At 41.5% G+C, this 23,571-nt stretch carries 21 protein-coding genes; 13 read left to right on the top strand and 8 right to left on the bottom strand.

The window, feature by feature from the left end; translation table 11 throughout:
- Positions 1-15: 15 nt before the first annotated feature.
- Entirely contained in the window at positions 16-252 is a 237-nt protein-coding gene (locus ACM5QX_RS20300) for a hypothetical protein (RefSeq protein WP_414755161.1), read from the bottom strand.
- A 203-nt stretch (positions 253-455) separates the two neighbouring features.
- Between ACM5QX_RS20300 and ACM5QX_RS20295 the strand changes: the two genes are divergently transcribed.
- From ACM5QX_RS20295 to ACM5QX_RS20280, 4 genes are read left to right on the top strand one after another with little or no spacing between them, the layout of a single operon-like run.
- Positions 456-1,535, top strand: coding sequence for a TniB family NTP-binding protein (locus ACM5QX_RS20295; protein WP_414755160.1), 1,080 nt, complete (start codon positions 456-458; stop codon positions 1,533-1,535).
- Between the two features lie 14 nt (positions 1,536-1,549).
- Positions 1,550-1,768 (top strand): hypothetical protein, encoded by a 219-nt coding sequence (locus tag ACM5QX_RS20290; RefSeq protein WP_414755159.1) that lies wholly within the window; start codon positions 1,550-1,552, stop codon positions 1,766-1,768.
- Positions 1,765-2,052 (top strand): GIY-YIG nuclease family protein, encoded by a 288-nt coding sequence (locus tag ACM5QX_RS20285; RefSeq protein WP_414755158.1) that lies wholly within the window; start codon positions 1,765-1,767, stop codon positions 2,050-2,052. Before ACM5QX_RS20290 ends, ACM5QX_RS20285 begins: the two co-directional genes overlap by 4 nt.
- 20 nt (positions 2,053-2,072) lie before the next feature.
- On the top strand, positions 2,073-2,312 hold the full coding sequence (locus ACM5QX_RS20280) for a hypothetical protein (protein WP_414755157.1): 240 nt from the start codon (positions 2,073-2,075) through the stop codon (positions 2,310-2,312).
- Here the strand turns inward: ACM5QX_RS20280 and ACM5QX_RS20275 are convergent.
- The gene (locus ACM5QX_RS20275) at positions 2,309-2,461 is read right to left on the bottom strand and encodes a hypothetical protein (RefSeq protein WP_414755156.1); all 153 of its coding nucleotides are present in this window, start codon (positions 2,459-2,461) and stop codon (positions 2,309-2,311) included. The two genes, ACM5QX_RS20280 and ACM5QX_RS20275, sit on opposite strands and share 4 nt — an antisense overlap.
- Before the next feature lie 479 nt (positions 2,462-2,940).
- Here ACM5QX_RS20275 and ACM5QX_RS20270 point away from each other — a divergent pair, with 479 nt between their 5' ends.
- Positions 2,941-5,193: an AAA family ATPase gene (locus tag ACM5QX_RS20270; RefSeq protein ID WP_414755155.1), complete on the top strand. Its 2,253-nt coding sequence runs from the start codon at positions 2,941-2,943 to the stop codon at positions 5,191-5,193.
- Between the two features lie 161 nt (positions 5,194-5,354).
- Here the strand turns inward: ACM5QX_RS20270 and rnc are convergent, their stop codons facing one another.
- The 3 genes from rnc to ACM5QX_RS20255 form a co-directional block, all read right to left on the bottom strand.
- The gene (rnc, locus tag ACM5QX_RS20265) at positions 5,355-6,041 is read right to left on the bottom strand and encodes a ribonuclease III (RefSeq protein WP_414755153.1); all 687 of its coding nucleotides are present in this window, start codon (positions 6,039-6,041) and stop codon (positions 5,355-5,357) included.
- Positions 6,042-6,192: 151 nt separating this feature from the next.
- The gene (locus ACM5QX_RS20260; RefSeq protein ID WP_414755152.1) at positions 6,193-6,981 is read right to left on the bottom strand and encodes an NYN domain-containing protein; all 789 of its coding nucleotides are present in this window, start codon (positions 6,979-6,981) and stop codon (positions 6,193-6,195) included.
- Positions 6,982-7,389: 408 nt separating this feature from the next.
- The gene (locus tag ACM5QX_RS20255; RefSeq protein ID WP_414755151.1) at positions 7,390-7,977 is read right to left on the bottom strand and encodes a Uma2 family endonuclease; all 588 of its coding nucleotides are present in this window, start codon (positions 7,975-7,977) and stop codon (positions 7,390-7,392) included.
- 107 nt (positions 7,978-8,084) lie between these two features.
- On the opposite strand from ACM5QX_RS20255, the gene bchD reads away from it, so the two are divergent.
- On the top strand, positions 8,085-10,118 hold the full coding sequence (gene bchD / locus ACM5QX_RS20250) for a magnesium chelatase ATPase subunit D (protein WP_414755150.1): 2,034 nt from the start codon (positions 8,085-8,087) through the stop codon (positions 10,116-10,118).
- A gap of 71 nt (positions 10,119-10,189) precedes the next feature.
- Here bchD and ACM5QX_RS20245 read toward each other — a convergent pair whose 3' ends face one another.
- Positions 10,190-10,975: an RNA polymerase sigma factor SigF gene (locus ACM5QX_RS20245; RefSeq protein ID WP_011319824.1), complete on the bottom strand. Its 786-nt coding sequence runs from the start codon at positions 10,973-10,975 to the stop codon at positions 10,190-10,192.
- 1,096 nt (positions 10,976-12,071) lie between these two features.
- Here ACM5QX_RS20245 and ACM5QX_RS20240 point away from each other — a divergent pair.
- Positions 12,072-14,393, top strand: coding sequence for a cation:proton antiporter (locus ACM5QX_RS20240; protein ID WP_414755149.1), 2,322 nt, complete (start codon positions 12,072-12,074; stop codon positions 14,391-14,393).
- Between the two features lie 84 nt (positions 14,394-14,477).
- Here ACM5QX_RS20240 and ACM5QX_RS20235 read toward each other — a convergent pair whose 3' ends face one another.
- Positions 14,478-14,696 carry an Hfq-related RNA-binding protein gene (locus ACM5QX_RS20235; RefSeq protein ID WP_414755148.1) on the bottom strand — a complete coding sequence of 73 codons (219 nt, stop codon included), beginning with the start codon at positions 14,694-14,696 and terminating at the stop codon, positions 14,478-14,480.
- A gap of 103 nt (positions 14,697-14,799) precedes the next feature.
- Between ACM5QX_RS20235 and dapF the strand changes: the two genes are divergently transcribed.
- Entirely contained in the window at positions 14,800-15,639 is an 840-nt protein-coding gene (gene dapF / locus ACM5QX_RS20230; protein ID WP_414755147.1) for a diaminopimelate epimerase, read from the top strand.
- A gap of 202 nt (positions 15,640-15,841) precedes the next feature.
- The gene (locus ACM5QX_RS20225) at positions 15,842-16,306 is read left to right on the top strand and encodes a response regulator (RefSeq protein WP_414755146.1); all 465 of its coding nucleotides are present in this window, start codon (positions 15,842-15,844) and stop codon (positions 16,304-16,306) included.
- A 63-nt stretch (positions 16,307-16,369) separates the two neighbouring features.
- Here ACM5QX_RS20225 and ACM5QX_RS20220 read toward each other — a convergent pair whose 3' ends face one another.
- A complete protein-coding gene (locus tag ACM5QX_RS20220) occupies positions 16,370-18,007 on the bottom strand; it encodes an alpha/beta hydrolase (protein ID WP_414755145.1) in 1,638 nt (545 codons plus the stop codon).
- Between the two features lie 612 nt (positions 18,008-18,619).
- Between ACM5QX_RS20220 and ACM5QX_RS20215 the strand changes: the two genes are divergently transcribed.
- The 4 genes from ACM5QX_RS20215 to ACM5QX_RS20200 all read left to right on the top strand — a co-directional run bounded on the left by ACM5QX_RS20215 (position 18,620) and on the right by ACM5QX_RS20200 (position 23,523).
- A complete protein-coding gene (locus ACM5QX_RS20215; protein ID WP_414755144.1) occupies positions 18,620-19,132 on the top strand; it encodes a hypothetical protein in 513 nt (170 codons plus the stop codon).
- 40 nt (positions 19,133-19,172) lie between these two features.
- Complete coding sequence (locus ACM5QX_RS20210) at positions 19,173-19,712, top strand: hypothetical protein (RefSeq protein ID WP_414755143.1); 540 nt, start codon at positions 19,173-19,175, stop codon at positions 19,710-19,712.
- A gap of 179 nt (positions 19,713-19,891) precedes the next feature.
- Positions 19,892-20,767 carry a P pilus assembly protein, chaperone PapD gene (locus tag ACM5QX_RS20205; RefSeq protein ID WP_414755142.1) on the top strand — a complete coding sequence of 292 codons (876 nt, stop codon included), beginning with the start codon at positions 19,892-19,894 and terminating at the stop codon, positions 20,765-20,767.
- A 122-nt stretch (positions 20,768-20,889) separates the two neighbouring features.
- Positions 20,890-23,523, top strand: coding sequence for an MSCRAMM family protein (locus ACM5QX_RS20200; protein WP_414755141.1), 2,634 nt, complete (start codon positions 20,890-20,892; stop codon positions 23,521-23,523).
- Positions 23,524-23,571: the final 48 nt, after the last annotated feature.

The following is a 23,571-nucleotide window of genomic DNA, read 5'->3' as shown; positions in this document are numbered from 1 at the left end:
ACCCCTGACTTACCCTTAATTCAACTGCTTTTGTTCAGCGTCTTTCTCTTGCATTGCTTGAGTATTCGTTAAATCTATCTTGCATTCTCTCTTGTCAATATCTGACTTAATATTGAGTCCCTTATCATTGACCACAATCTCCACCTTGTATTGACCAGTAGCCATATTAATTGCTGCGTAAGTAACTGTACCGCACATAACCACCCCAGAAAATAGTAGACTAACTTGCAGGATTCCCAATACCCGTTTCATTTGGATGACCTTTAACTCGTTACTCTCATTTAAAGATGAGGCTGGTTGAGTATTAGGTTGAGCAAGCGTTCGCTAATAGACGACTTTCTCAATTTATCTAGATGAGTTTAGGTTATCAGACGTTTGAGGCGCTCAATCACTATTAATACAGCTTATGTGGTATGAAATACTGATATACTCTCAGTAGTTTTTTATGGGGAGTAATGCCGCGATCGCTTCGGGTAGCACCAGAGTATATTAATAAAGTAAAGTCAGCACTTGGGCGTAATGGCTATCCCAGCCAGCAATCTTTGGCTACTGACTCAATGCTTGGCTTATCCACAGTCAAAAGCTTTCTCACCGGCAAACCAATTGACTATGTGAATTTTCTAGAACTCTGTACTAAGTTAGGTTTAGATTGGCAAGAAATTACATATAAAGAACTAGAAACTCAACCAACTAACGGGGAAGCATCACCTTTTATCACTGGCGCACCCATCACCCAACCGCGTTACTTTTTTGGACGAGAGAAAGAATTAAAGCGCCTGTTTAACCTCCTCAAACGCCATCCCCTGCAAAACGCCGCCATTATTGGTAAAAAGCGCAGTGGTAAAACCTCTTTACTCCACTACCTAAAAAACATCACCACCACCCCCCCAGAAAAACTGCGTCCTAGCCAGACATCTGATTGGCTACCACATCCAGAAAACTACCGATGGGTATTTGTAGACTTACAAGACGCACGAATGCAAAGCCGGGAAGGACTATTAAAATACATCCTAGAATCATTAAAGATGAAAGTGCCAACGCCATGCGATTTAGATCATTTCATGGATGTAGTCAGCGAAAACCTATCTTTTCCCACAGTCATCTTATTAGATGAAATTGGCGTTGTTTTAGAACGTTGTCCAGAGTTAGATGATAGTTTTTGGAACAGTTTACGGTCTTTAGCAACCAATCATACACGGGGTAATTTAGCATTTGTTTTATCTAGCCCCGAATTACCAAGTAATTTAGCTCGTAGCGCAGGACACGACTCACCATTTTTCAATATTTTTGCTTACAGTGCAAATATAGGAGCATTAACTGAAGCTGAAGCACGAGAATTAATAGGGAGTTCACCAATACCTTTTCCTGATGAAGATGTGGAATGGATATTAACTCACAGCCAATACCAACCACTAATATTACAAATTCTCTGTCGAGAAAGATTATTTGCTCTAGAAGAAGGCGAAAATGATGATAGCTGGCGTGAGGAAAGTTTAAGACAAATACAACCATTTACTGATTTATTGGATTCATAATTAGCAGAGCGACTATGAAAGCACATCGAATTGAGACAACATTAACTGAAGACGGGACTTTAATTATCAAAGATTTACCCTTTCAGGCAGGTGAAGCTGTAGAAATCATTATCTTAGAAAATTCTTCTCAACCTTCAGACTCTAATCCTTACCCTTTACGGGGAAAAGTCATTCATTATGATGACCCATTTGAGCCTGCTGTAGCTATCGAGGATTGGGAAGCACTGCAATGAGCCAGCAATATTACATATATATTATGACCAATCAATATAATACTGTACTTTATACAGGAATGACTAATAACCTAAAAAAAAGAGTTTATGAACATAAAGAAAAATTAAATGAAGGTTTTACGAAAAAATACAATATTAATAAATTAGTTTATTATGAAATATTTGATGATGCCTATACAGCCATTAGTAGAGAAAAACAAATTAAAGCAGGTTCTAGACAAAAGAAAATTGATTTAGTTAATAGCATTAATGAAGAATGGAAAGATTTATATGATGACTTATAAACTGGGAAATAGGTTGTGCCATGACTGAAACCTGTCATTGCGATCGCAGGGAAGCAATCCCAACCCCCTCAATGTCTAAGCGCGTTGCGTTGGTAGCCATAGTTATGGCGATTGCTTCGTCGTTCCTCCTCGCAATGACAAGCATGAGTCATGGCGATCGCAAAGAAGCAATCCCAACCCCCTATATGTCCAAGCGATCGCACGTTGCTAGTCCTAGTCATTGTCATTGCGACCGTAGGGAAGCAATCCCAACCCTCTAGATGTCCAAGCGCGTGCGTTGGCAACCCTGATCACAGCGATTGCTTCGTCGTTCCTCCTCGCAATGACAAGCATGAGTCATGGCGATCGCAAAGAAGCAATCCCAACCCCCTATATGTCCAAGCGATCGCACGTTGCTAGTCCTAGTCATTGTCATTGCGACCGTAGGGAAGCAATCCCAACCCTCTAGATGTCCAAGCGCGTGCGTTGGCAACCCTGATCACAGCGATTGCTTCGTCGTTCCTCCTCGCAATGACAAGCATGAGTCATGGCGATCGCAGGGAAGCAATCCCAACCCCCTCAATGTCTAAGCGCTCGCACGTTGCTAGTCCTAGTCATTGTCATGGCGATCACAGCGAAGCAATCCCAACCCCCTCGATGTCTAAGCGCGTGCGTTGGTAGCCATAGTTATGGCGATTGCTTCGTCGTTCCTCCTCGCAATGACTTGAAACCTGTCATTGCGATCGCAGGAAAGCAATCCCAACCCTCTATATATCCAAGCGCTCGCACGTTGCTAGTCCTAGTAATTGTCATTGCGACCGAAGGGAAGCAATCCCAACCTCCTCGATGTCCAAGCGCGCGCGTTAATGGACTGATATAGACTATTGTTAACCCAAACAGGCAAATCAAATGCCTAACAACATACCCTGCAACGCCTACACCGATGCACCCGAACAGCACCCGAATTTAATACTGGGTAGCCTGCAATTACTCTTCTGGTTATTCTTCCGCCCCGCAGCTTGGCGTAACCACTTGCAGCGTATCGACCCCATATTAGCCACAGATACATCTCTAACTTCTTTTATCAGCCAAGGGGGGCGATGGCGAAACTCTGCTCTATGGCGACTGATAATTCAAGGTTACTTGATTTTACCTATCCTAGCTAACTTACTCTTGGGCTTGGTACTGTGGGTACTGGGTGATCCAATTACATATATAGCTGTGCGCGTGGCGACAGGCGTGGCGATGGGCGTGGTTTTGGATGTGATATTGGATGTGGAGTTCGGCGTGGCCATAGGCGTGGTGTTCGGCGTAGTGTTCGGTGTGGCGTTGGATGTGGTGTTCGGTGTGGCGTTGGGCATGGTGTTCGGCATAGTGTTCGGTGTGGCGTTGGGTGTGACGTTGGACGTGGCGGCAGGCGTGGCAGTATTCGTGGCGGCATACGTGGCGGTAGGCTTGGGAATTAATATCAACTCATGGCGACCTATCATATCGTTTCCATTTCTTAGAGTATGGAATTTTTTACTATATAGATTAGAAAAGATACGTAATGCTCAAAGCCCTTGTTTATTTCGTTATCACTCCGCTTTCTGGGATGAATGGCAACGTTTACATTTACCAGGCTTAGATAAGCATCTACTTTTTGTCATCGAACATAACCCAGTGGAAGGCAAAGCCGCCCTAGAATATTTGAGTACTAGTCCTCAGCGTTGGGCTGCACAAGCTGTACAAATTGAACTAGATGCACGCAATTTACAAGCTTGTACAGATGTCAAAACTATCCGTCAATTTCACCGCAGTCTAGAAATTGGGGAATTACAAAGTCCAGTTAACCCTATACTCAGTATTTTCAGCTGCATTAGTGAAGATGTAGATGCTGCACTCAATCAAAACAGTACATATAACCAGCGCCTACTCCTCAGAGATGTTGCTGATAAATTAAATGGACATTTACAGGAATTTACTCGTAGCAGTGACAAATACACAGTCCGTTTCCGTCCCATAGTCTCAAGTTGGCGTGATGTAATTACCAACTATATAGAGGAACTGGTTAAAGCCACGGAACTACGCCAAGAAATTGACTCACCATACATCACTGGCGTACCCCTGACACTAGAGCAAGCAATTTTCACGGGTCGGACTGATATAGGTACACGTATTGAGCAATTACTTTTAGACCGCCGTCGTCCTCCCTTACTGCTATATGGTCAACGACGTATGGGCAAAACTTCTCTCCTCAACAACATCGGGAAGTTACTTCCCAATTCCATCATCCCCATGTTTGTAGATTTACAAGGCGCACCCTCATCAGCTAATGACTACACAGGTTTTCTCTACAACCTAGCTAGAGGAATGACAACTTCCGCCAAAACACAAAGCGCGTTAACGTTGCCAAAAATTACACGCGAAACATTAGCCGATGACCCCTTTACACGGTTTGATGAATGGCTAGACCAAGTAGAACAAGTGCTTGAACAAAATACCGCTTTGCTAATGTTAGACGAGTTTGAAAGTTTAGACGCTGCTATTAGTAAAAAACGCTTCGATGAAGAAGATGTTTTAGGGATGCTGCGCCACTTAATTCAACATCGTCCCCGCTTTAAAATGTTATTAGCTGGCTCTCATACCATCAAAGAATATCAGCGTTGGGCTAGTTATTTAATTAACGTCCAAGTGGTGCATATCTCCTATTTAAAGGAAGAAGAAGCACGACAATTAATTGAACATCCAGTCAAAGATTTTACCCTCCGCTATGAACCAGACGCAGTTGAGCGAGTTTTGCAACTTACCCGTTGTCATCCATTCTTAGTGCAGCTACTCTGCGGGGAAATTATCGTCTTGAAAAATGAGCAATACCCCTCTATCCGCCGCTTGGCAAGTTTAGCGGATGTGGAAGCAGCAGTACCAGAAGCTTTACGGAGTGGTGGCTTTTTCTTTGCTGATATTCAAAATAACCAAGTAGATACAAACGGACGGGAGGTTTTACGTTTAATTGCAGCTCAAGGGGAGGGGGGAATTGCTAGCAAGCAAACTTTATCACAACAGTTTCCTGATGTTTGGGAAAGAACGATTCCACTATTATTACAACGAGAGTTAATTGAAGAAGTTGCAGATGGTTATCGTTTCCAGGTGGATTTAATTAGACGGTGGTTTGTTGAGTAAAAATTAATTGAGTTTATTTAGTAACTTCCAGATAGAAAAATATCAAAAATGTAGGGTGGGCATTGCCCACCAAAACCCGCTATCAAGAGTAACGAAAGACGGATTAAGGTATTCTTGACAGCATCATGATAAATATATCTTGCAGGTATATTCGAGTATATTCATGGCAATAATTCTTGTTTGTTCAAATTAGCTAAAGCATTTTCGGCTGCTGCTTTCTCAGCCTCTTTTTTATTTTTACCTATACCTTCCCCATATTCTTTTTCCCCTACCAAAACCTTAGCTTGAAACTCTGGGGCATGAGAAAGACCACCTATTTGTTTTGTTAAGTATTTGGGAGGAGTTGGGCCGATGTTGCGTTGTACCCATTCCTGAAACCGATTTTTTGAGTCTACATTAGAGCGAACAACTACAATTTGTTCGGGTACAGATTCAAATAAAGGTTCTATAATTGCGCGTACGGCTTCAATATTGGAATTATTATCTAGATAATAAGCACCAATCACCGCTTCAAAAGTGCTGCTAAGTAAATTAGGATTTTGATAGCCGCCATCTCGAATAGCACCTTTCCCCAGGCGCATTCTAAAATCTAAGCCTACCTCAATAGCAAATTTTGCTAGTTGTTTTTCATCTACCAGCGCTGAACGCCGTCGCGTTAATTCATCTTCTCCCCTGTCAGGGTGACTGCGATAGAGATATTCACCACTTAAAAAATTTAATATCGCATCACCCAGAAATTCTAAGCGTTCATTATGTTCGCCTTCTTCTGGATTTTCATTTACATAAGAACGGTGGGTAAGGGCGCGGCGTAAAAGTTTCTCATCATGAAATATTAGAATTTTGTGCATTTTTTTATGTCGATTGTTGCAGTAATTAACTATTGAGAAGATTGAGAAATAGAAAAATGCTAGCTAGTATGTTTAAACATAAAAAAACCGCAATAGTGGCGGTTTTAAATAAACTCAGTTAAGCAAATAAACTGGGTTTTTATAATTGAATTTAAGCAGGTATTCTGTCTAACTCAATTAAAAACAATTTCTCATTACGCTTTTGTACTTTACCATCTTTGACAGCAGTATCAACGAATTGACTAAAGTTTTTAAATTTCTTGCCATCATTTTTGCAGATAGATGAAAATCCCTGATATTGATGACAACGCTGACGCATTAATTTGTCAATGGATGAAAAGGTTGTGTCCTTACCTTGCACTGATGCAGATTTAATTGCCTCAATTAGATACTTTATAGCTTCATTATAAGCAATTGGAGATTGGACAAAAGTGTTTTGATGTTGAGTCTCTTGCTGAATTTCCTGGCTTAACTTTTCTATAAAGTAAAACTCATCAGCAAGCTCTTTCAGTTCTTTTTTTACATTACCGAATTGAGAAATAACAATGACATACTTTTCTAATTTTTGTAGATTACTCACCAATTTTGCGAAATCTCCATCGCCTGATACAAGAATAAATGTGTGATGTGACATATCTCTATGAACATAATCTAGGCAATCAGCTATCAATTGATTGTCAGCACTATTCTTTAAAGGACAAGGAACATCAATCAAATCAAAATTTAGGCTGGCTAGATTGGATTTTGCAGCAGCTTGACTTTCATTTTGTGAATTGTAGTAGACATTTTTGTGAATTAATCGTCCTTTTGATGTAGCAAATTCCAGCAATAACTTAGCTGTATCTGGTGTTAATGGAACATTCTGATAATCACACACAAGCGCAACTATATTTTTGCTCTTGGTTTTTTGTTCGTTTGAGATGGGAAGAATATCTGACATTTGGAGTTATCCAGTATTGTTTGGGTTACTGGACAGCATTACAATCACATATTTAGCAAAAGCATAGTTTTGTGTAAGGAAGCATACTCAAAAAGTCTTTCCTTACTAGCCACAATCTTTTACTTACTTCTTTTTGATTCATGTCTCAGCCGTAGAATTCCTGGCTTGCTGCGGAGCTTTGTATCATCTTCTCCCCTAAATATTTTTCCCGATTAGCTTATCATTTTGTTGGAGATGGAGTTAATTAAATCAATACTTAAGGGAAAGGATGGCACAAAACTGGGAAGGAAACTAGGAATTCTGCTGCTGAGACAACATCAAAAACCAGTAACTTTAGGCAGTTATAATTGCTGTCTAAGACTAGATTTACATAGTATAAAAAGCTTGTCAACACAATTTATACAACCTTTAAACAGTTGGCTTTATAGGCAATATTCTACTTACATCCAGAGATAAATCAGGGAAACATGGTAAGTATATCACCTGATTAGGTAAGACAATTCTCTTATTAAGATATCCGTGTTTTCCTTGGCTATCTTGATAAGGTTGACTGTAAGATTCTAAACAATTATCAAATAAATTGAATATCCAATAATCCGCAATACCTGCTTTAGCATAGAGAGGTATTTTGATATCTTGGTCATAACTCAAAGAAGAATCAGCAACTTCTATCACTAGCAACACATCATCAGGGCTAGGGTGAGCAGATAGATAATTGTCATCTCGGTTTTTCACAATGGCAAAATCCGGTTCTGGTTCGCTGTTAGGCGGTAAAGTAATCGGGGCTTGGGATTGTAAAGTAGCCCTATCACCAACTAATTTAGGCAGTTCTCGTAATAGGTTGCGTAAGCAAGTCTCATGGGCTTTACCCTTAGATACCATTTGTATAAGCTCCCCGTTAATTAACTCAATGTGGTCATCTTCGTGGAAAAAGCCCAATTCCGTGAGTTTTTGGTACTCATCGAGGGTGAAGCGTTTAGCTTGAGCGATACTCATAGATTTTTATCCCCAGGGTAATACAAAGCCTTTATCCTCATAACCCTTATTCTAAATGTGCCAGAAATTGATATGCTAAAAGCCGAGACTAGCTATTTTGCAAACCAATGCCTGCGCCTACTATTAATCCCACAATTACTGCTTTTCCCTTGACAGCCGTAGTCGGTCAAGAAGCCATCAAACTAGCGTTGCTGTTAGCAGCAGTCGATCCTGGTTTGGGGGGAGTAGCGATCGCAGGTCGTCGTGGTACGGCAAAATCTGTCATGGCTCGTGCTATCCACGCCCTACTCCCACCCATTGAAGTTGTTAAAGGCTCATTGAGCAATTGCGACCCCAACCACCCTGAAGAATGGGACGATTATCTATTGGCGGAGTACGCTGACCAAAATCTTCAAGATGTCCCTACGGAAATTATTCCCTCGCCTTTTGTGCAGATTCCCCTTGGTGTGACAGAAGACCGACTCCTGGGTTCTGTGGATGTCGAACAGTCGGTTAAGCAGGGAGACACCATATTTCAGCCAGGGTTACTGGCCACAGCTAACCGGGGTGTGTTGTATGTGGATGAAATCAATTTATTAGATGACCAAATATCAAATCAGCTATTAACAGTCCTCTCGGAAGGCCGCAACCAAATCGAGCGCGAGGGGATTAGCTTTCAGCATCCTTGCAAATCTCTGTTTATCGCCACCTACAACCCCGAAGAAGGCGCATTACGAGAACATTTATTAGATAGAATTGCGATCGCTCTTTCGGCTGACGGTGTTCTCGGTCTAGATCAAAGAGTAACAGCCGTAGAGCAGGCGATCGCCTATTCCAAATCCCCCCAAGATTTTCTCCAGCAATACAACGAAGATTTAGACTCACTCAAAACCCAAATTATCTTGGCGCGGGAATGGTTGAAGGAAGTCACCATCACTCAAGAACAAATAACCTACTTAGTAGACGAAGCCATTCGCGGTGCTGTCCAAGGTCATCGCGCTGAGTTATTTGCTGTGCGAGTTGCCAAAGCGGCGGCGGCTTTAGATGGGCGGACAACCGTCAATGCTGAAGATTTGCGGCGAGCTGTGGAGCTGGTAATTGTACCACGGGCAACGGTAATCCAGACACCACCACCAGACCAGCCACCGCCACCACCCCCACCACCACCACAAAGCCAGGACGAGTCAGAGGAAGAACAAGACCAAGAACAGGAAAACAACGAAGATAAACCCGAAGAACAAGAACAGCCAGAACCTCCTGATATTCCCGAAGAATTTATCTTTGACCCAGAAGGGGTAATTTTAGATAACAGTGTCCTGTATTTTGCTCAGATGGCACAACGCCAAGGTAAATCCGGTAGTCGGAGTATCATCTTTTCCGACGACCGGGGGCGCTACATTAAGCCTATGTTGCCTAAGGGGAAAGTGCGACGCATTGCGGTAGATGCCACCCTTAGGGCAGCTGCACCCTATCAAAAAGCACGACGAGAAAGACAGCCTGATAAAAAAGTTATTGTTGAGCAAGGTGACATTCGCTCAAAACGCTTGGTACGCAAAGCTGGGGCGTTGGTTGTTTTTGTGGTAGATGCTTCTGGCTCAATGGCCTTAAATCGGATGCAGTCAGCTAAAGGTGCGGTGATGCAACTACTCACCGAAGCTTATCAAAACCGTGACCAAGTAGCTTTGATTCCCTTCCGGGGAGAACAAGCAGAGGTATTACTACCACCAACTCGTTCTATTGCCCTAGCACGGAACCGACTGGAAAGATTACCCTGTGGTGGTGGTTCGCCCCTAGCTCATGGTTTAACCCAAGCTGTACGCGTCGGTGTTAATGCCCAAATGGGTGGAGATGTTGGGCAAGTTGTCATTGTAGCTATCACCGATGGCCGGGGTAATATTCCCCTATCACGTTCTTTGGGTGAACCACAAGAATCAGCAGAAAAACCAGATATCAAGGCTGAACTATTAGACATCGCCGCGAGAATTCGGGCTTTGGGGATGCAGTTACTGGTTATCGATACCGAAAGTAAATTTGTCTCTACCGGCTTTGCTAAGGAATTAGCGAAAACTTCAGGAGGTAAATATTATCATTTACCTAAAGCCACCGATAAAGCCATTGCTGCTATGACTAAAGGAGCGATCGCTGATTTAAAATCTCGGTAGATAGTCACTGGTCAATGGTGGTCATTAGTCATTGGTAAATACACTATGGACTATGGACTTTTGACTATTGACTACGAACCAGTAGGCATTACTTGTGGTTGTAAATAACAAATTAAATCTTGAATACCTTTTTGCAAATATCGCGTTACTGTCATGGGACTAGTACCGATGTTTTTAGCAGCATCTTTGCGAGAAAGTTCTTTCAAGAAGACCATTTCCACTGCTTGGCGGGGCTTTTCTTCTAGCATACTAATTGCCCCTTGGAGTTGTTGCCGTTCTTCATCTTGTTGTTGTTGGGCAATTGTTCGGGGACAGGGTAGGGCTTCACCTAAAGTGATTTGGCAATCTACATAGTGTACTGCCGTAGCATCTAAACTTAAAGGCATCCGATTTTGGGCAGCCAACTTAGTTTCTTGCCATTCTTGCACAGATACCTTGAGGTGCTTGGCAATTTCCGCATCCTTTGGTGGACGACCTAGAGATATTGATAATTCTTTACGGATTTTTTGTCCTTCGTTATATAATTCTTGCCAACGACGAGGAATTTTTAATAGCGTACTGCGATCGCGGAGAAAATGCAGCATTTCACCTCTGATATATGGCACAGCAAAGGAACTAAAAGCATATCCTTGGCTAGGATCAAAGCGTTCTATAGCTCTAATTAAACCAAAATAACCAATTTGTTCCAAATCTTCGTAAGGTTCATTACATTGATGGCTAAATTTATGCGCCATTTTTCTTACTAAGCCAGTGTGTAATTGAACCAGTTTGTTACGAAGTTTAATAGAAGGATTATGGTGGTATGAGCGCAATAACTCCATACCGTCAGTTTGCATAGAGGACTCACTTGCTGCCATATAAAAATTCCCTTGTGGTAACTCCTTTTTTCACCAAATTGGAGTTGCGTAATATGTTCTTCAAAGCTGTCATTATTTTCCTTAGTAGAGCCTGAATAAACCATCGTCGTTTCACTGAACTTACTGGGGCGCTGACTCTGCCGTTCAGTGTTTGTACGCATGATTTATAAGTTATCTCTGTTATAAGTATTTTTATTTATTCAATGAAAAATATTCTCTGTATAATGTTTATTTCATACAACAAACTCAGTTATTTCTGCTGGGAAATACATACACAAGGGACTTCCAAGTAGGAAAATATTCAAAATGTAGAGTGCGCTACTTGCGATAGAACCTAACTATAGGACTCATACTTGATTTTTGAAATATACGTAGGGGATCCACTGCGTTGGTGAGGCAGTCCTATTTTGGGGAAACCCCCAGAAGGAAGTGCCGAAAGGGTTTCCCGACTTGGAGCAAGTGGCGTTGGGCATTGCCCACCGGCTTATGGTTTTGATGGGCAATGCCCACCCTACAGATACTGAGAATTTTATGCACAAGTGCAGGCTACGCGAACAGAAATCAAATCGGATTCCTATATACTCAATAATTATTCATACTGACGCACCCTACTAACCGTCAATTTGGAATAAATTAACGTGAGTTAGACGGATAGGAAGGGGCAAAAAGCTTGCTGTGTAAGAATTTTCTCAAGTGGCATTCATGGCAGCGAGACCTGCGGCACACCTGACGGCGATCGCACACAGTGGCGGAGACATCACTACGATTAATTGAGAAGGGCTGAAGGGGTGACAAAAAAATGCCGAAACTAACAAAAACTATTTGAGGAGTTATATCAACGAGAGTTGCAGTTAGTCACTAAATCTAAAAAGAAAATGAAAAATCGTTTGGTCAAAATGATTGTTGAAGAAGAATCCAGAAGTCAGAATTCAGGAATCAGAATCAATTCGCGGGGGATGGGTGCAACTTCATAGAGAATGGGTATAACTTAAGAAAAATACATAAATTTTGTTGTTTTGGTACAGTTCCCTTCCCCCAGATAGTTAAAAATTTGTATTCTAAAGTTAATAGGTCTTAATGGTTCTTAGAAAAACTGGTGCAAGAAGATTTTAGATTAATTGTTGATTTAGTGTCAGTTCTCGCCGTTGCTGCCTGTGGTGGATTGTTTGCGGCGCTGCTCAAACAACCTGTGCTGCTGGGCTATCTCATCGGCGGGATGGTGGTGGGGCCGGCTGGGCTGGGGCTGATTAAAGAAGTTATTCAAGTAGAGACTCTGGCACAGTTTGGCGTTGCTTTCTTGTTGTTTGCCTTGGGTGTGGAATTTTCCTTTGCTGAATTGAAAAAAGTAAAGGCGATCGCCCTTGGTGGTGGTGGGCTGCAAATTGCCCTGACAATCTTAACTACAGTGCTGGTTTGTGGGTTAACGGGAGCCTGGGGAGCCTTACCTGCTAAGGGCGTGTTTCTAGGGTCGATTCTCTCCCTATCATCTACAGCCGTTGTCCTCAAATGCTTGATGGAGCGTAACGAAACGGAAACGCCCCACGGTCAAGTGATGCTGGGGATTTTAGTTGTTCAGGACTTGGCGTTGGGATTAATGCTGGCGGTGTTACCTGCTTTGCATGAACCAGGGGAAGTCATTGGTATGGCCGTCCTCACAGCTTTGGTCAGGATTGGTTTATTTGCGGCTGGGGCGGTGGCGGCTGGAATTTGGGTCATACCGCCTTTATTGCGACTGTTAGCCCGCACAGAAAGCCGAGAACTATTTTTATTAGGTGTGGTGGCGCTGTGTTTGGGTATTGCCCTACTGACAGAATCTTTAGGCCTGTCAATTGAAATGGGGGCTTTCGTCGCTGGGTTAATGATATCTGAGGTGGAGTACGCCGACCAAACCCTGACCTATGTAGAACCTCTACGAGATATATTTGCTAGTTTATTCTTTGCAGCGATTGGGATGCTCATTGACCCAGTGTTTTTGTTGCAAAATATAGAACTAATTCTGGGGTTGGTAGCTTTAGTTTTCCTCGGCAAGTTCTTGATTATCACTCCCTTAGTCAAACTATTCCGCTACCCATTAAAAACAGCCTTAATTGCTGGCTTGGGATTGGCGCAGATTGGGGAGTTCTCCTTTGTGTTAGCCAGTGAAGGACAGGCGCTGGGTTTGGTGTCCCGACGTATATATTTACTGATTCTGGGAACTACAGCCGTTACACTTATGCTCACCCCATTTGTGTTACGTTTACTACCATCTTTATTTAACTTTGCCGAATCTATACCCTGGCTCAAACCCTACATAACTGGAGAAGGTCAAGCATTAGATATTTCAGAAGACCTACCATTTCAAGATCATATAGTGGTGTGCGGTTATGGGCGAGTAGGTAAGAATTTGGTGAAGTTGTTGCAGCAACACAATGTGCCTGTAGTCGTTATCGACCAATCAGAAAGCCGGATTCAACAGCTACGAGATGGGGAAATACCTTATGTATACGGTAATTGCGTCAGCCTCCATGTTCTAGAAACAGCAGGAGTTAGTCATGCCAAAGGTATGGCGATCGCTCTACCTGACCCCATGAGTACCCGTTTGTGTGTGAAACGCGCCCTGGAACTCTGTCCTGAATTAGATTTGGTGGTTCGCGCTACCCAGGACAAAAACATTGAGTTGCTGTATCAATTGGGGGCGCGGGAAGTAGTGCAACCAGAGTTTGAAGCCAGTATCGAAATGGCGACTCACTTATTAACCGATGTAGGCTGGACATCAGGTTTATTACAACAAGAAATGCAGCAAATCCGCAGCGATCATTACTTAGATTTTCGCCCAGAACGGAACGCTGATGAAGTTTCCCGCCACTTACAGCAAGCTACTCAAGATTTAAATCGCCGTTGGTATGACCTACCAGTCGATTCTCCCCTAATTGGGATGAATTTAGAAGAAGCGGATATGCGCTACTTAACGGGGGTAAGCTTAATGGCAATCCGCCGCGCCAACGGTGAAGAAATCGATTATCCCAACAATCAAACCAAATTAGCAGCAGGCGATCGCTTATTGATTGTCGGCGCTAATGAAGAACTAGCAGCATTAGAGGAATTTGCCCAAGGTAAAGTAGCTGTTCCCGGACAAAACAGCGCTTGTCAGTGGGTCGCCGTCGATGCTAACTCCGCCGTTTTGGGTAAAACCCTCAAGGATTTGCCACTGGATTTACAAAGCGGTATCAAAGTACAAGCGATGCGACGAGACGGTAAATTTATTCGCTCTCCCCATGACAACATTGACCTACGGACTGGCGACCAAGTTCTACTATGCGGTAGCCTCTCAAGTCTGAATCAAATACAGCCTCTATTTGCCGTAGTTAGCGAAATACCTCTAGCGATTCCCCTAGTAAAAGCCAAGGAAACAGAAGTAGTGAAAGAAATGCGGGGATGAAGAGGTACGAGGAAAAACTTAGAGAAAGATTTCTTTTGTTTCCTAATCCCCAATCCCCAGTCCCCAGTCCCCAATCCCCAATCCCTAGCCTTTGGGTTGTAAATAAGCGATCGCTTGTTTCCAAATCGTCGTTTGGCGGCTGTTTTCGTCGGCGATACACACACAGGTAGGATCTTGCCATAAAACTCTACCTATAATTGCGTCTCCTGTCACCAGTTTGATTTCTACTGGTGCTGCTTGTTTAATCAGGTTTTGTAGTTGACGAATACTAGGTAGTGAAGTGTCAAATTCAGTTATAGCCATTTTTGATAATGATGGAATAATTGAGGGATTAGGTAATAGGTAATGAGTAATGGGTAATTACCAATCCTCAATACCTAATCATTGATAATTCATCATGGGAAAAATGGCAATCGAATTTACTAAGTATCACGGTCTAGGCAACGATTTTATTCTCATCGATAATCGCGCTTCTAAAACGCCGGCAATCACTCCAGAGAAAGCGGTGGAGATGTGCGATCGCCACTTTGGCATCGGTGCTGATGGTGTAATTTTTGCCTTACCTGGAGAAAACGGTACTGATTACACCATGCGGATTTATAATTCCGATGGTTCAGAACCGGAAATGTGTGGTAATGGTATTCGCTGTCTCGCCGCATTTCTGGCTGATTTGGAAGGGCTTTCTCGTAATAAAGATACCTATCGTATTCATACTTTAGCTGGTGTGATCACCCCCCAACTCACCCCTGATGGACAAATCAAGGTGGATATGGGTTTACCTCGGTTACTAGCTGGGGAAATTCCGACAAATATTGCTGCTGCTGATCAGAAAGTAATTAACCAACCCCTAGAAGTAGAAGGGCAAACTTGGGAAGTTACTTGTGTCAGCATGGGGAATCCCCACTGTATTACTTTCGTGGAAGACGTGGCAGCGATTCCTTTAGAAATTATCGGCCCTAAATTTGAACATCACCCAGCATTTCCTCAACGGACAAACACCGAATTTATTCAAGTTGTCAGTCGGGACTATTTGAAGATGCGTGTCTGGGAACGCGGTGCAGGAATTACTTTAGCTTGCGGTACAGGTGCTTGTGCTTCCTTGGTAGCGGCGGTATTGACAGGCAGAAGCGATCGCCTCGCTACTGTAGAATTGCCTGGTGGCCCTTTGGAAATTGAATGGTCAGAAGTAGACCAAAGAATTTATATGACCGGCCCAGCTGATAGGGTATTCACCGGTAAACTGTGAGCTAAAGTTCCGGTACTGAGTTGAAAGACCACCCATAAAAGGCGGAGTGTTTCCATCTCCCTGCATTACTCATAACTAAATCAACAAACCTCAGGTTGTGGTAGTTTGATTTACAGATGTATACCAAAGAGCTAGTCACCACTAGCTCTTTGGTATAACTTCCTCCGTAATTGGTTTGGGCAACTAGGGAGGCTATATTAGCATGGCAAATAACTCGGAAGAACTGCATCCACAAAACGTTACAAATTACTTTCAGTCTTTAGATGGGTTGCAAATTTTAGCAGTAGATGATAATGCTGACAGTCTGTTTTTAACTACCTGCGTTTTAGAAAGCTATGGTGTTCAAGTAACAACAGCTACATCAGCATTGGAAGCACTAGAAACAATCAAACAATTAAAGTTTGATATTTTAATTTTTGACATCGCCATGCCCAATATGGATGGATATACATTAGTACAAGAAATTAGAAACAATGCCCTATTAGAGAACAGGAATATTCCGGCGATCGCTCTCACGGCTTTAGGCTCAGAAGACGCTTTGAACATGGCTTTCATGTCTGGATTCCAAGGCTATGTTAATAAACCTTTAGACCCTAATATTCTCGTAGCAGAAATTCTCAAGCTCATAGGGAGTTCCGTATTAGAAAATGGGACGAATAGTCATTAGTCAGAGACGTGATTAATCGCGTCTGTACAGTTGTTAGAGATGCGATTAATCACGTCTGTACTGCTATTGTTTACCTACGGGAATAGCTTGTGGAGGGATTTCTGTAACTATGCGAAAAGGAAATGACTCGGTTGAAGCTAACTGAGCGTAATCTGGGGTGAGGAAGACCGCATATTTTTCGGCTTCTGGCGTGAGTTGTGCCGCCATTGCTAGAGCGATCGCCTTGACAAATTGGCGAACATCGGCAGCTTGCTCTCCGACTATTTCACCACCAGTCAGGGGTGTGTTGGGTTTGTCCACCTGATCTAATGTGGTGCTGGGGTCTTTCACACTCAAATGTGTACCGCCAATGATACCCACCAACCATTTCGGCGATGGAATTTTGCTAAATCCCAAAATTTGTTCGGTTAAAGCAGGGGTGGTTTTATCTGCGGAAGCCGCGACAATTAAAGTCGGGATTTGCACCTTTGTTAAACCAGTTTCGCCAAACATTAATGAAGTTGTGGGAGTTAAAGCTATTGCTTGTTTAATTCTGTTATCCCGCAGTTGATAAGTTTTTTCTGGCAATTCTTGAGCAACACATTGGATAGTTTCTCCCAGGCTTAAAATAGTTAATTTATTCTGACAGCGTTCTCTAATTCCTGCTATTTGTAACTCGGCTCCAGCCAAGGATAAAGCTGTACCACCGCCAAAAGAATAGCCAATCACCATCGTGTTATTAGTTGCCAATTTCCCTTGTAAGGGATTACCTGTTGTTTGGTTGAGTTTTTCTAATACATCCAAAACAAAACTGACATCTTGAGGACGATTTAAAAACTCTTGGGGTTCTAAAAGTCGCACTTTACCTTTGGTTGCTAAATCTGTATTGGCCTGATTACTTCCCGGATGTTCTAAAGCGACAAATATATAACCGTGGGAGGCTAGATGTTCGGCTAGATAGTGTAAATCTGTGCGGACTGATCCCATCCCGTGGGAGTAGATAATTACGGGTTTTTCCTGAGTTGCAGAAGTTGACCAGTATATATCCGCCGGAATTTGGCGGTTGCGTTTTTGATCATTCAAGTTCAATTTCAGTACTTGCACTTGAGCGTTTCCTGGTTGGCTGGGGTCAAAAGGTATGGAAATCTGAGGTTTGGCGGGATCAAGTTGAGGACTAATCGCCAGCATAAATTGTTGTGTACGCCAGAAAGCATTGTTTAAACTCCCCGCCACTTGGAAGGCTTGGGGTAGGTTAATTTCTAGGCTGCGACTGGGGTAAGCAGTAATAAAACTGAGAATTGAAAGCCCCTGTGGTGCTGTAGAACCCAATACCAAACTAGCTCTTAAGGCTTTTGCACCAGATTGATCTTTGCGAACCACAGCCCTGGATAAGTCATTGAGAATAGTTGTCCCAATTTGAGTATTTAGTAATCTGCTGATAGTAACAACATTCAACGGTACTCTCATCCTCAGCGCTCCGATGAGGGTGCGCCGTTGTTGTTCTGATAATCGTCTTGTGAATAAATTTAAACTGCTGGGAAATTCGCCAGTCTCCGCCGCTTTTTGTAAGTCAGCCACAGGTATAGATTCGGCAAATAACCCAAATCGCACTACGACTGTTTCAGCTGCTTGTACAGGAGTATTTGTAGCCAAAAACTGTGTGAGGGTGAGCGTACAGAAAAAACCTATAGAAACTTTGATACTTTTCCAACTGATTCCCATATAAGTATGTATTCTTTGAAGTAATACTTAGGGGAATATAGCTAATCCTAGTGTATTTGGCTACTGTAAGCTAAAAAAAGTAAGAAATAGATGTTAGAAGAGGCTATATCAAAAACATTTTTTCATATAGCTGGGGACTGGGGATTGGGTGAAAAGTCTTTTTGTGTCTACGTTTATCAGCTAAGGATGTGCCTAACACGCCCAGAACTTACACACCAAAGTTATCTATTGAGATGGGGTGCAGGGGTGTAAAACATTTATTTTGAATTTTGTTGGTGTAGCGTACTCTTTTCCTTCAAAGACGCTAACAGTGGTACGAGAACGCTACCGTGTTTGCCAAAGGCGTTCTCGCAGAGTACCCGTAGGGTATTTTGAATTAATTCATCCCCCTATACCCCTATAGCATTGCGAAAACCCTTGATTTTTCGTTTTCATGCGTAAGTACTATTTTAGTTATAAATACTTATTTTTTGGTCTAAAATACATTCAGTGTAATTACTAATGAAGATTAGCAACAAACCGTATTATTTTATAATGAATTGTTACGTAATGCCATCCAGTGTACTTTATGGCGGTATCTCTGATAACTCTATCAAAAACAAGAATAAACCAATGCAAAAATTACTTCGTCAGGGTTTAGTTATTTCTGGTTTAGCTGCATTAGGAATGGCTGCTTGTGCTGGAGTATCCTATGCTGGAACAGCCAATTTGAACTTGACTAGAACTATTGCTGCTGACTGCACTTTCACCAGTCCAAACTACTCTAATAGCTCAGGTATAGTTGATGTAGCTGGTGCTTTTGCAGAAAGCATCACCTGGGAAGGTGTGGTAGGTATTAGCTGTAATCATGGTGGTTCTGTTCAAGTCACTTCCTCTTCACCCAGCGTCAGTCCCGCAGTAACTAGCGCTCGTTCCCTTCCCACCTACAACGGAGAATACTTAAATATTGGTGGTACTAATATTTGGAAAAATGGTAACTATACGGCTGATGCTTCCGTTACTCTCGCCCCAAGTCTCACCATACCCTACGTAGCGGTATTAAGCACTACTCCTGGTGCAAGTGGTCCAGGTCTGGCAAATGGTGATTATGCCTATACCTTTACCCTAACTGCAACACCAAACTAATCACACTTTGATTCTTTTAAATTTAGCAAAGAATAAACCCATGCAAAAATTACTTCGTCAAGCCTTAGTAGTTTCTGGTTTAGCCGCATTAGGAATAGGTTCTTGTGCTAGAGCATCCTATGCTGGAACAGCTACTTTACAAACAAGTCAGACTATCAATATTGACTGTCTTTTCAACAACTCCACATACACTAACACTTCTGGTGCAGTAGGATATAACTCGACTGGTGCGATCGCTCAAAGTATAACTTGGACAGGAACGGTCGGAGTAACTTGTAACCATAGCGGTAACGTCCAGATTTCTACTACTCCCGCTAGTACTGGTGGTTTTACTAATGGTGCAGCCGGCGCAGCTTTAACAGCAAGGAATCTTGCTACCTATACTGGTGAATACTTAAGTGTTAACGGTACTAACATTTGGAAAAATGGTAGTTTTACTGCCAATTCCTCAGTTACCCTAGCACCCAGTGCTAACATACCTTATAGCCTCGCCCTAGTGACTAACCCTGGTACAACTGGGCCTGGCTTGGGCAATGGTACATATAACTATAGCTTTACCTTAACAGCTACCCCCAACTAACTGTTTTTTCCAAAAATGTTGGTGGGCATTGCCCACCACAAGCATAATAATACTTGCATTTCTAACTGCTTTTTCACCGATATAGTTGTTTATTGATTCCTCTTCAATACCTTAACTGAGATGGGACAGAATCAATAAATCACTAAGTTTATTCAACCATAGACAAGATTAGTTTGTCTATGGAAATTATCACTAATATTTGCTTATCTCTTCAATATTCTATGCAGAAAACTGTCCAAAAACTATTACCTTTATTGACCACTCTCGCCTTATCTAGTATTCCTTTTTTACCAGAAATAGCCCAAGCACAAATTCGCTATTCTCCTTTAATTATCGAAGCCAACGCTCAACAAGGTCAAGCCAGGGGAATTATTGAAGTTACCAACGGTGGAAAGCAACCATTTCGTGGTCGTATCTACGCTGAAGCCTTTACCTACAATCGGAATGGTTTTGTACCTGAAAAATCAAATCCCCAAGATTTAACGCCTTTTCTCACCTTTTCGCCCCGTGAATTAGTAATTGAGCCTGGACAAACTCGGCGTATTCGTCTAGTTTCTCAATTTCTTCCTAGCACACCAACAGGAGAATATCGCGCTGTAATTTTCACTGAAGGTTTGGAAGAAGTACAAACTCAAGGACAATATACAGTAGGAATTAAACCCCGTTTTGGGATTACTATGTATGTGCGTCAAGGTAATGTCAGCCCAAATTTAACTATTCAAAGTGCCAGTTTTAATCCTCAAACTAAAAAAATTACTTTATTGTTAAATAATAAAGGGACTGCATCTATATTTCCTAACACCATCTGGACTTTAAAGCAAGGGACAAATACAGTTGCTACTGGGGAATCTAAGGATTATACAGTAATTGCTGGTGGAGAACGGGATGTTGCTCTTGACTTTGCAGAAAATGGTAAAAAAGTTGTTGCAGGTGAATACGAATTAACTGGGAATTTAGTTTGGGGAGACAGAGAAAAACCGCAAAAGTTACCCTTTAATTTCCGTATCAAGATTTCTCCTGAAGCGGCAAATACAGCTAACGCTAAGACACCATAGAAATCTCTTGTTCTGAAATATTATTTTTAGCTCTAAATGTAGAGATATCTATAATAGTATCTCTATATTTTTTTTAGTTTTACAGAGTATTTTTATTATCAGCTAAATCAGCAACATAGTTTATGTTTTTAGCTAGTATTAGTATAGCATCACCGCCTCAATTATGTGAAATTTGTTCTCAAAGGCATACACAAATATTACAAACAAATCCAGATTATCCAACATCAACAGTAGCAAATATGGTGGTGGAATCGTCAAAATTAACTCGTTTGCCGGTGGGGATAAATGTTGGCAAAAATAATGCGATCGCTTCAACTTTTATACGTGGTGCAGAAGATGGTAAGCAAGCTATTGATTTAGAAAATTGGCTTATTGCTTTTAAAGATGTTACCCAAGCTTTACAACTGACTGTTAAAACCTTAGAAGATGGTCAGTTAGAATTACGTTCTCCAGGCTTAATAGTGCGAATTAACCCGAAAGAATTAAAAATAGACCCTGAATTAGGGTTAGTTTTATCTGTTGCAAACATTCAATCTAAATTAGGTGTTAAATGTGAATTTAATATTGTTGATTACGCCCTGGTTTTTTATCCTCCTTGGTTGGGTTTAACTGACTCTGAATCCCCACCACCACAATTACCAGTAATTACCGACGGGTTACCAAAAATTTATCCCGATAAATTTAGATTTAGTGCTATTGGTCAAAAAATCAATATTAGCGGAAATTCTAATTATTCCACTATTAATTCTCAAGGTAATTTGCAAGCAGTTGGTAGCTTATTAGGTGGGAGTTGGATTTTAGGAATTGATCAATTAGATTTATCTAATAGTAGCACTTGGAGACTAGCAGAATTACAATATTTGAGACAAACACCTACTGCTGACTATGTAATTGGTTCTCAACCAACTTTCTGGCAAAATCAAGGTAGTGGTTCATATTGGGGCTTTACCACTGTTCAGCGTTTTGGCTTCACCAATAAAAGTAGCTTGGGTGGTGAATTCAGTCCCAGTCAAAGATTACAAACTCAAGAGTTTAATCGCACTATTGTCGGTAAAGCAAAACCAGGAACTTTAGTACAATTAAAACCGTTAATTGGTAATTTAGTCATCAGAGAAACTTTAGTTGATAGTTCTGGAGTATATAGATTTGACGATATTCCATTTACGACATTTGGTGTTTCCAGCTATCGAGTTTTTCTTTATCCCCAGGGACAACTAACAGCCAAGCCAGAAATTCAGGAAGCTAAGTCCACAATTTTAGCCGGACAACTTTCTTCAGGAGATTCCGCTTTAATTATTTCTGGCGGCTTCAGCCAAAAACCATTAAAAAATCATATTTTAGGTAGTTTTTCTGCTGCGCGTGGGGGTGTAGTTTATCGTCGGGGAATGTCTGAAGAATTAACGCTAGGTGCAGGAATAATTTATGATCAATCTCTTTTAGGATTAGGTGAAATTTTCTATCAGCCTCGTGGGTTTCCTATAACAGTTAATGCTAATTTGTTAATGGGAACAAAAAAGAATGGTGTGGATTATAACGCCAATATTAGTTTTAATCCATCACCACGATTGAATATGAATTTTTTTAGTGACACCATTGCTCGACGCTTTGATTTAAATTGGCAAACCGGGACTGGTTTAAATTTCAGGCTTAATAGTAATAGTCAAGAAAATACATGGTCTGCTGGAGTTAATTTTGCCAGAGTGATGGGGGATTTTTCCTTATCTACCAATTTAGATATTGATACTAAAAATCATCTGCGGTGGTCTCTGAGTTCAAGTTTGGGTAAGTTACAGTTTAACCATCGAGGAAATGAAATTGGTACAGTGACAGAGATGAATTATTATCTTTCTCATTCTGGTGTCCTTGGTAATTCCTTGAGTATCAGTCATGAAACTTTAAATTCTCTCAATTCTGACTATTTAACATCTTTTAAATGGCGATATCGTTCCGAAAGTGTATCTAATGGATATCTACCCCTATGGGAATTTGATATAGGTTATGGTCTTGGTTCTCAAGGTCAGGGAATTATTGCTTCCGCATCTACATCAATTATTCCTGGTTTAAGTCTAAAATTGAATTATGAAGCAATTTCTGCTACCAAAGATGAAAGCAGTTTTAGAATTGAATTATCACCGATTCTTAATTTACAGCCCCAGTTGAGTTTAGGAAATACTCGGTTTGAAAATTTGCGTAATGAAGGAGGGATTTTTATCCAGCCTTTCTTAGATAATAACGGTAATGGCAGGCTTGATAATAATGAGAAAGTGTATTTGCAAGATATAGATTTATTAGTAGTTATAAATAATCAGAATTTAAAATCCTACCAAACAGAGTCCCATCCTCATGGTATTTTTATCAAACTTCCTGCTGGTACTTATCGCTTAGATTTAGACCCGGCAGGTTATCATGTTAACAGAAAACCTTTAGAATCTGCCTATGCAGTAGAAGTAATTGCTGGCAGTTTTAATTATATTCGTGTGCCGATGGCTCAGGCTTATACGGTCGCTGGCAAAGTCACTGATAATGCAGGAAATCCATTAAATGGTGTCAAGGTTGAGGCAATCTTATCTGCCTCAATTCCAGTGAAAAATGCTACTGTTTCTATTACTAATAGTGCGGGGATTTTCTTTTTAGAAGAATTGCAGTTAGGAACTTATAATTTATTTGTAGATGGCAAGGCTGCTCAACCTAGCAGTATAGAAATCAAGCCTGATTCAAAATTGTTGCAAGAGATAAATTTAGTCATCAAACAATAAATTGTGAATTGGTATCATCTCCATTAGGTGTAGGCTAAATATATCGCA

It is taken from the genome of Anabaena sp. CCY 9910, assembly GCF_963920875.1.
Taxonomy (GTDB): Bacteria; Cyanobacteriota; Cyanobacteriia; order Cyanobacteriales; family Nostocaceae; genus Trichormus; species Trichormus variabilis.
Note: the sequence above shows the minus strand (reverse complement) of the source record. Positions and strands in the feature narration are given on the sequence as shown.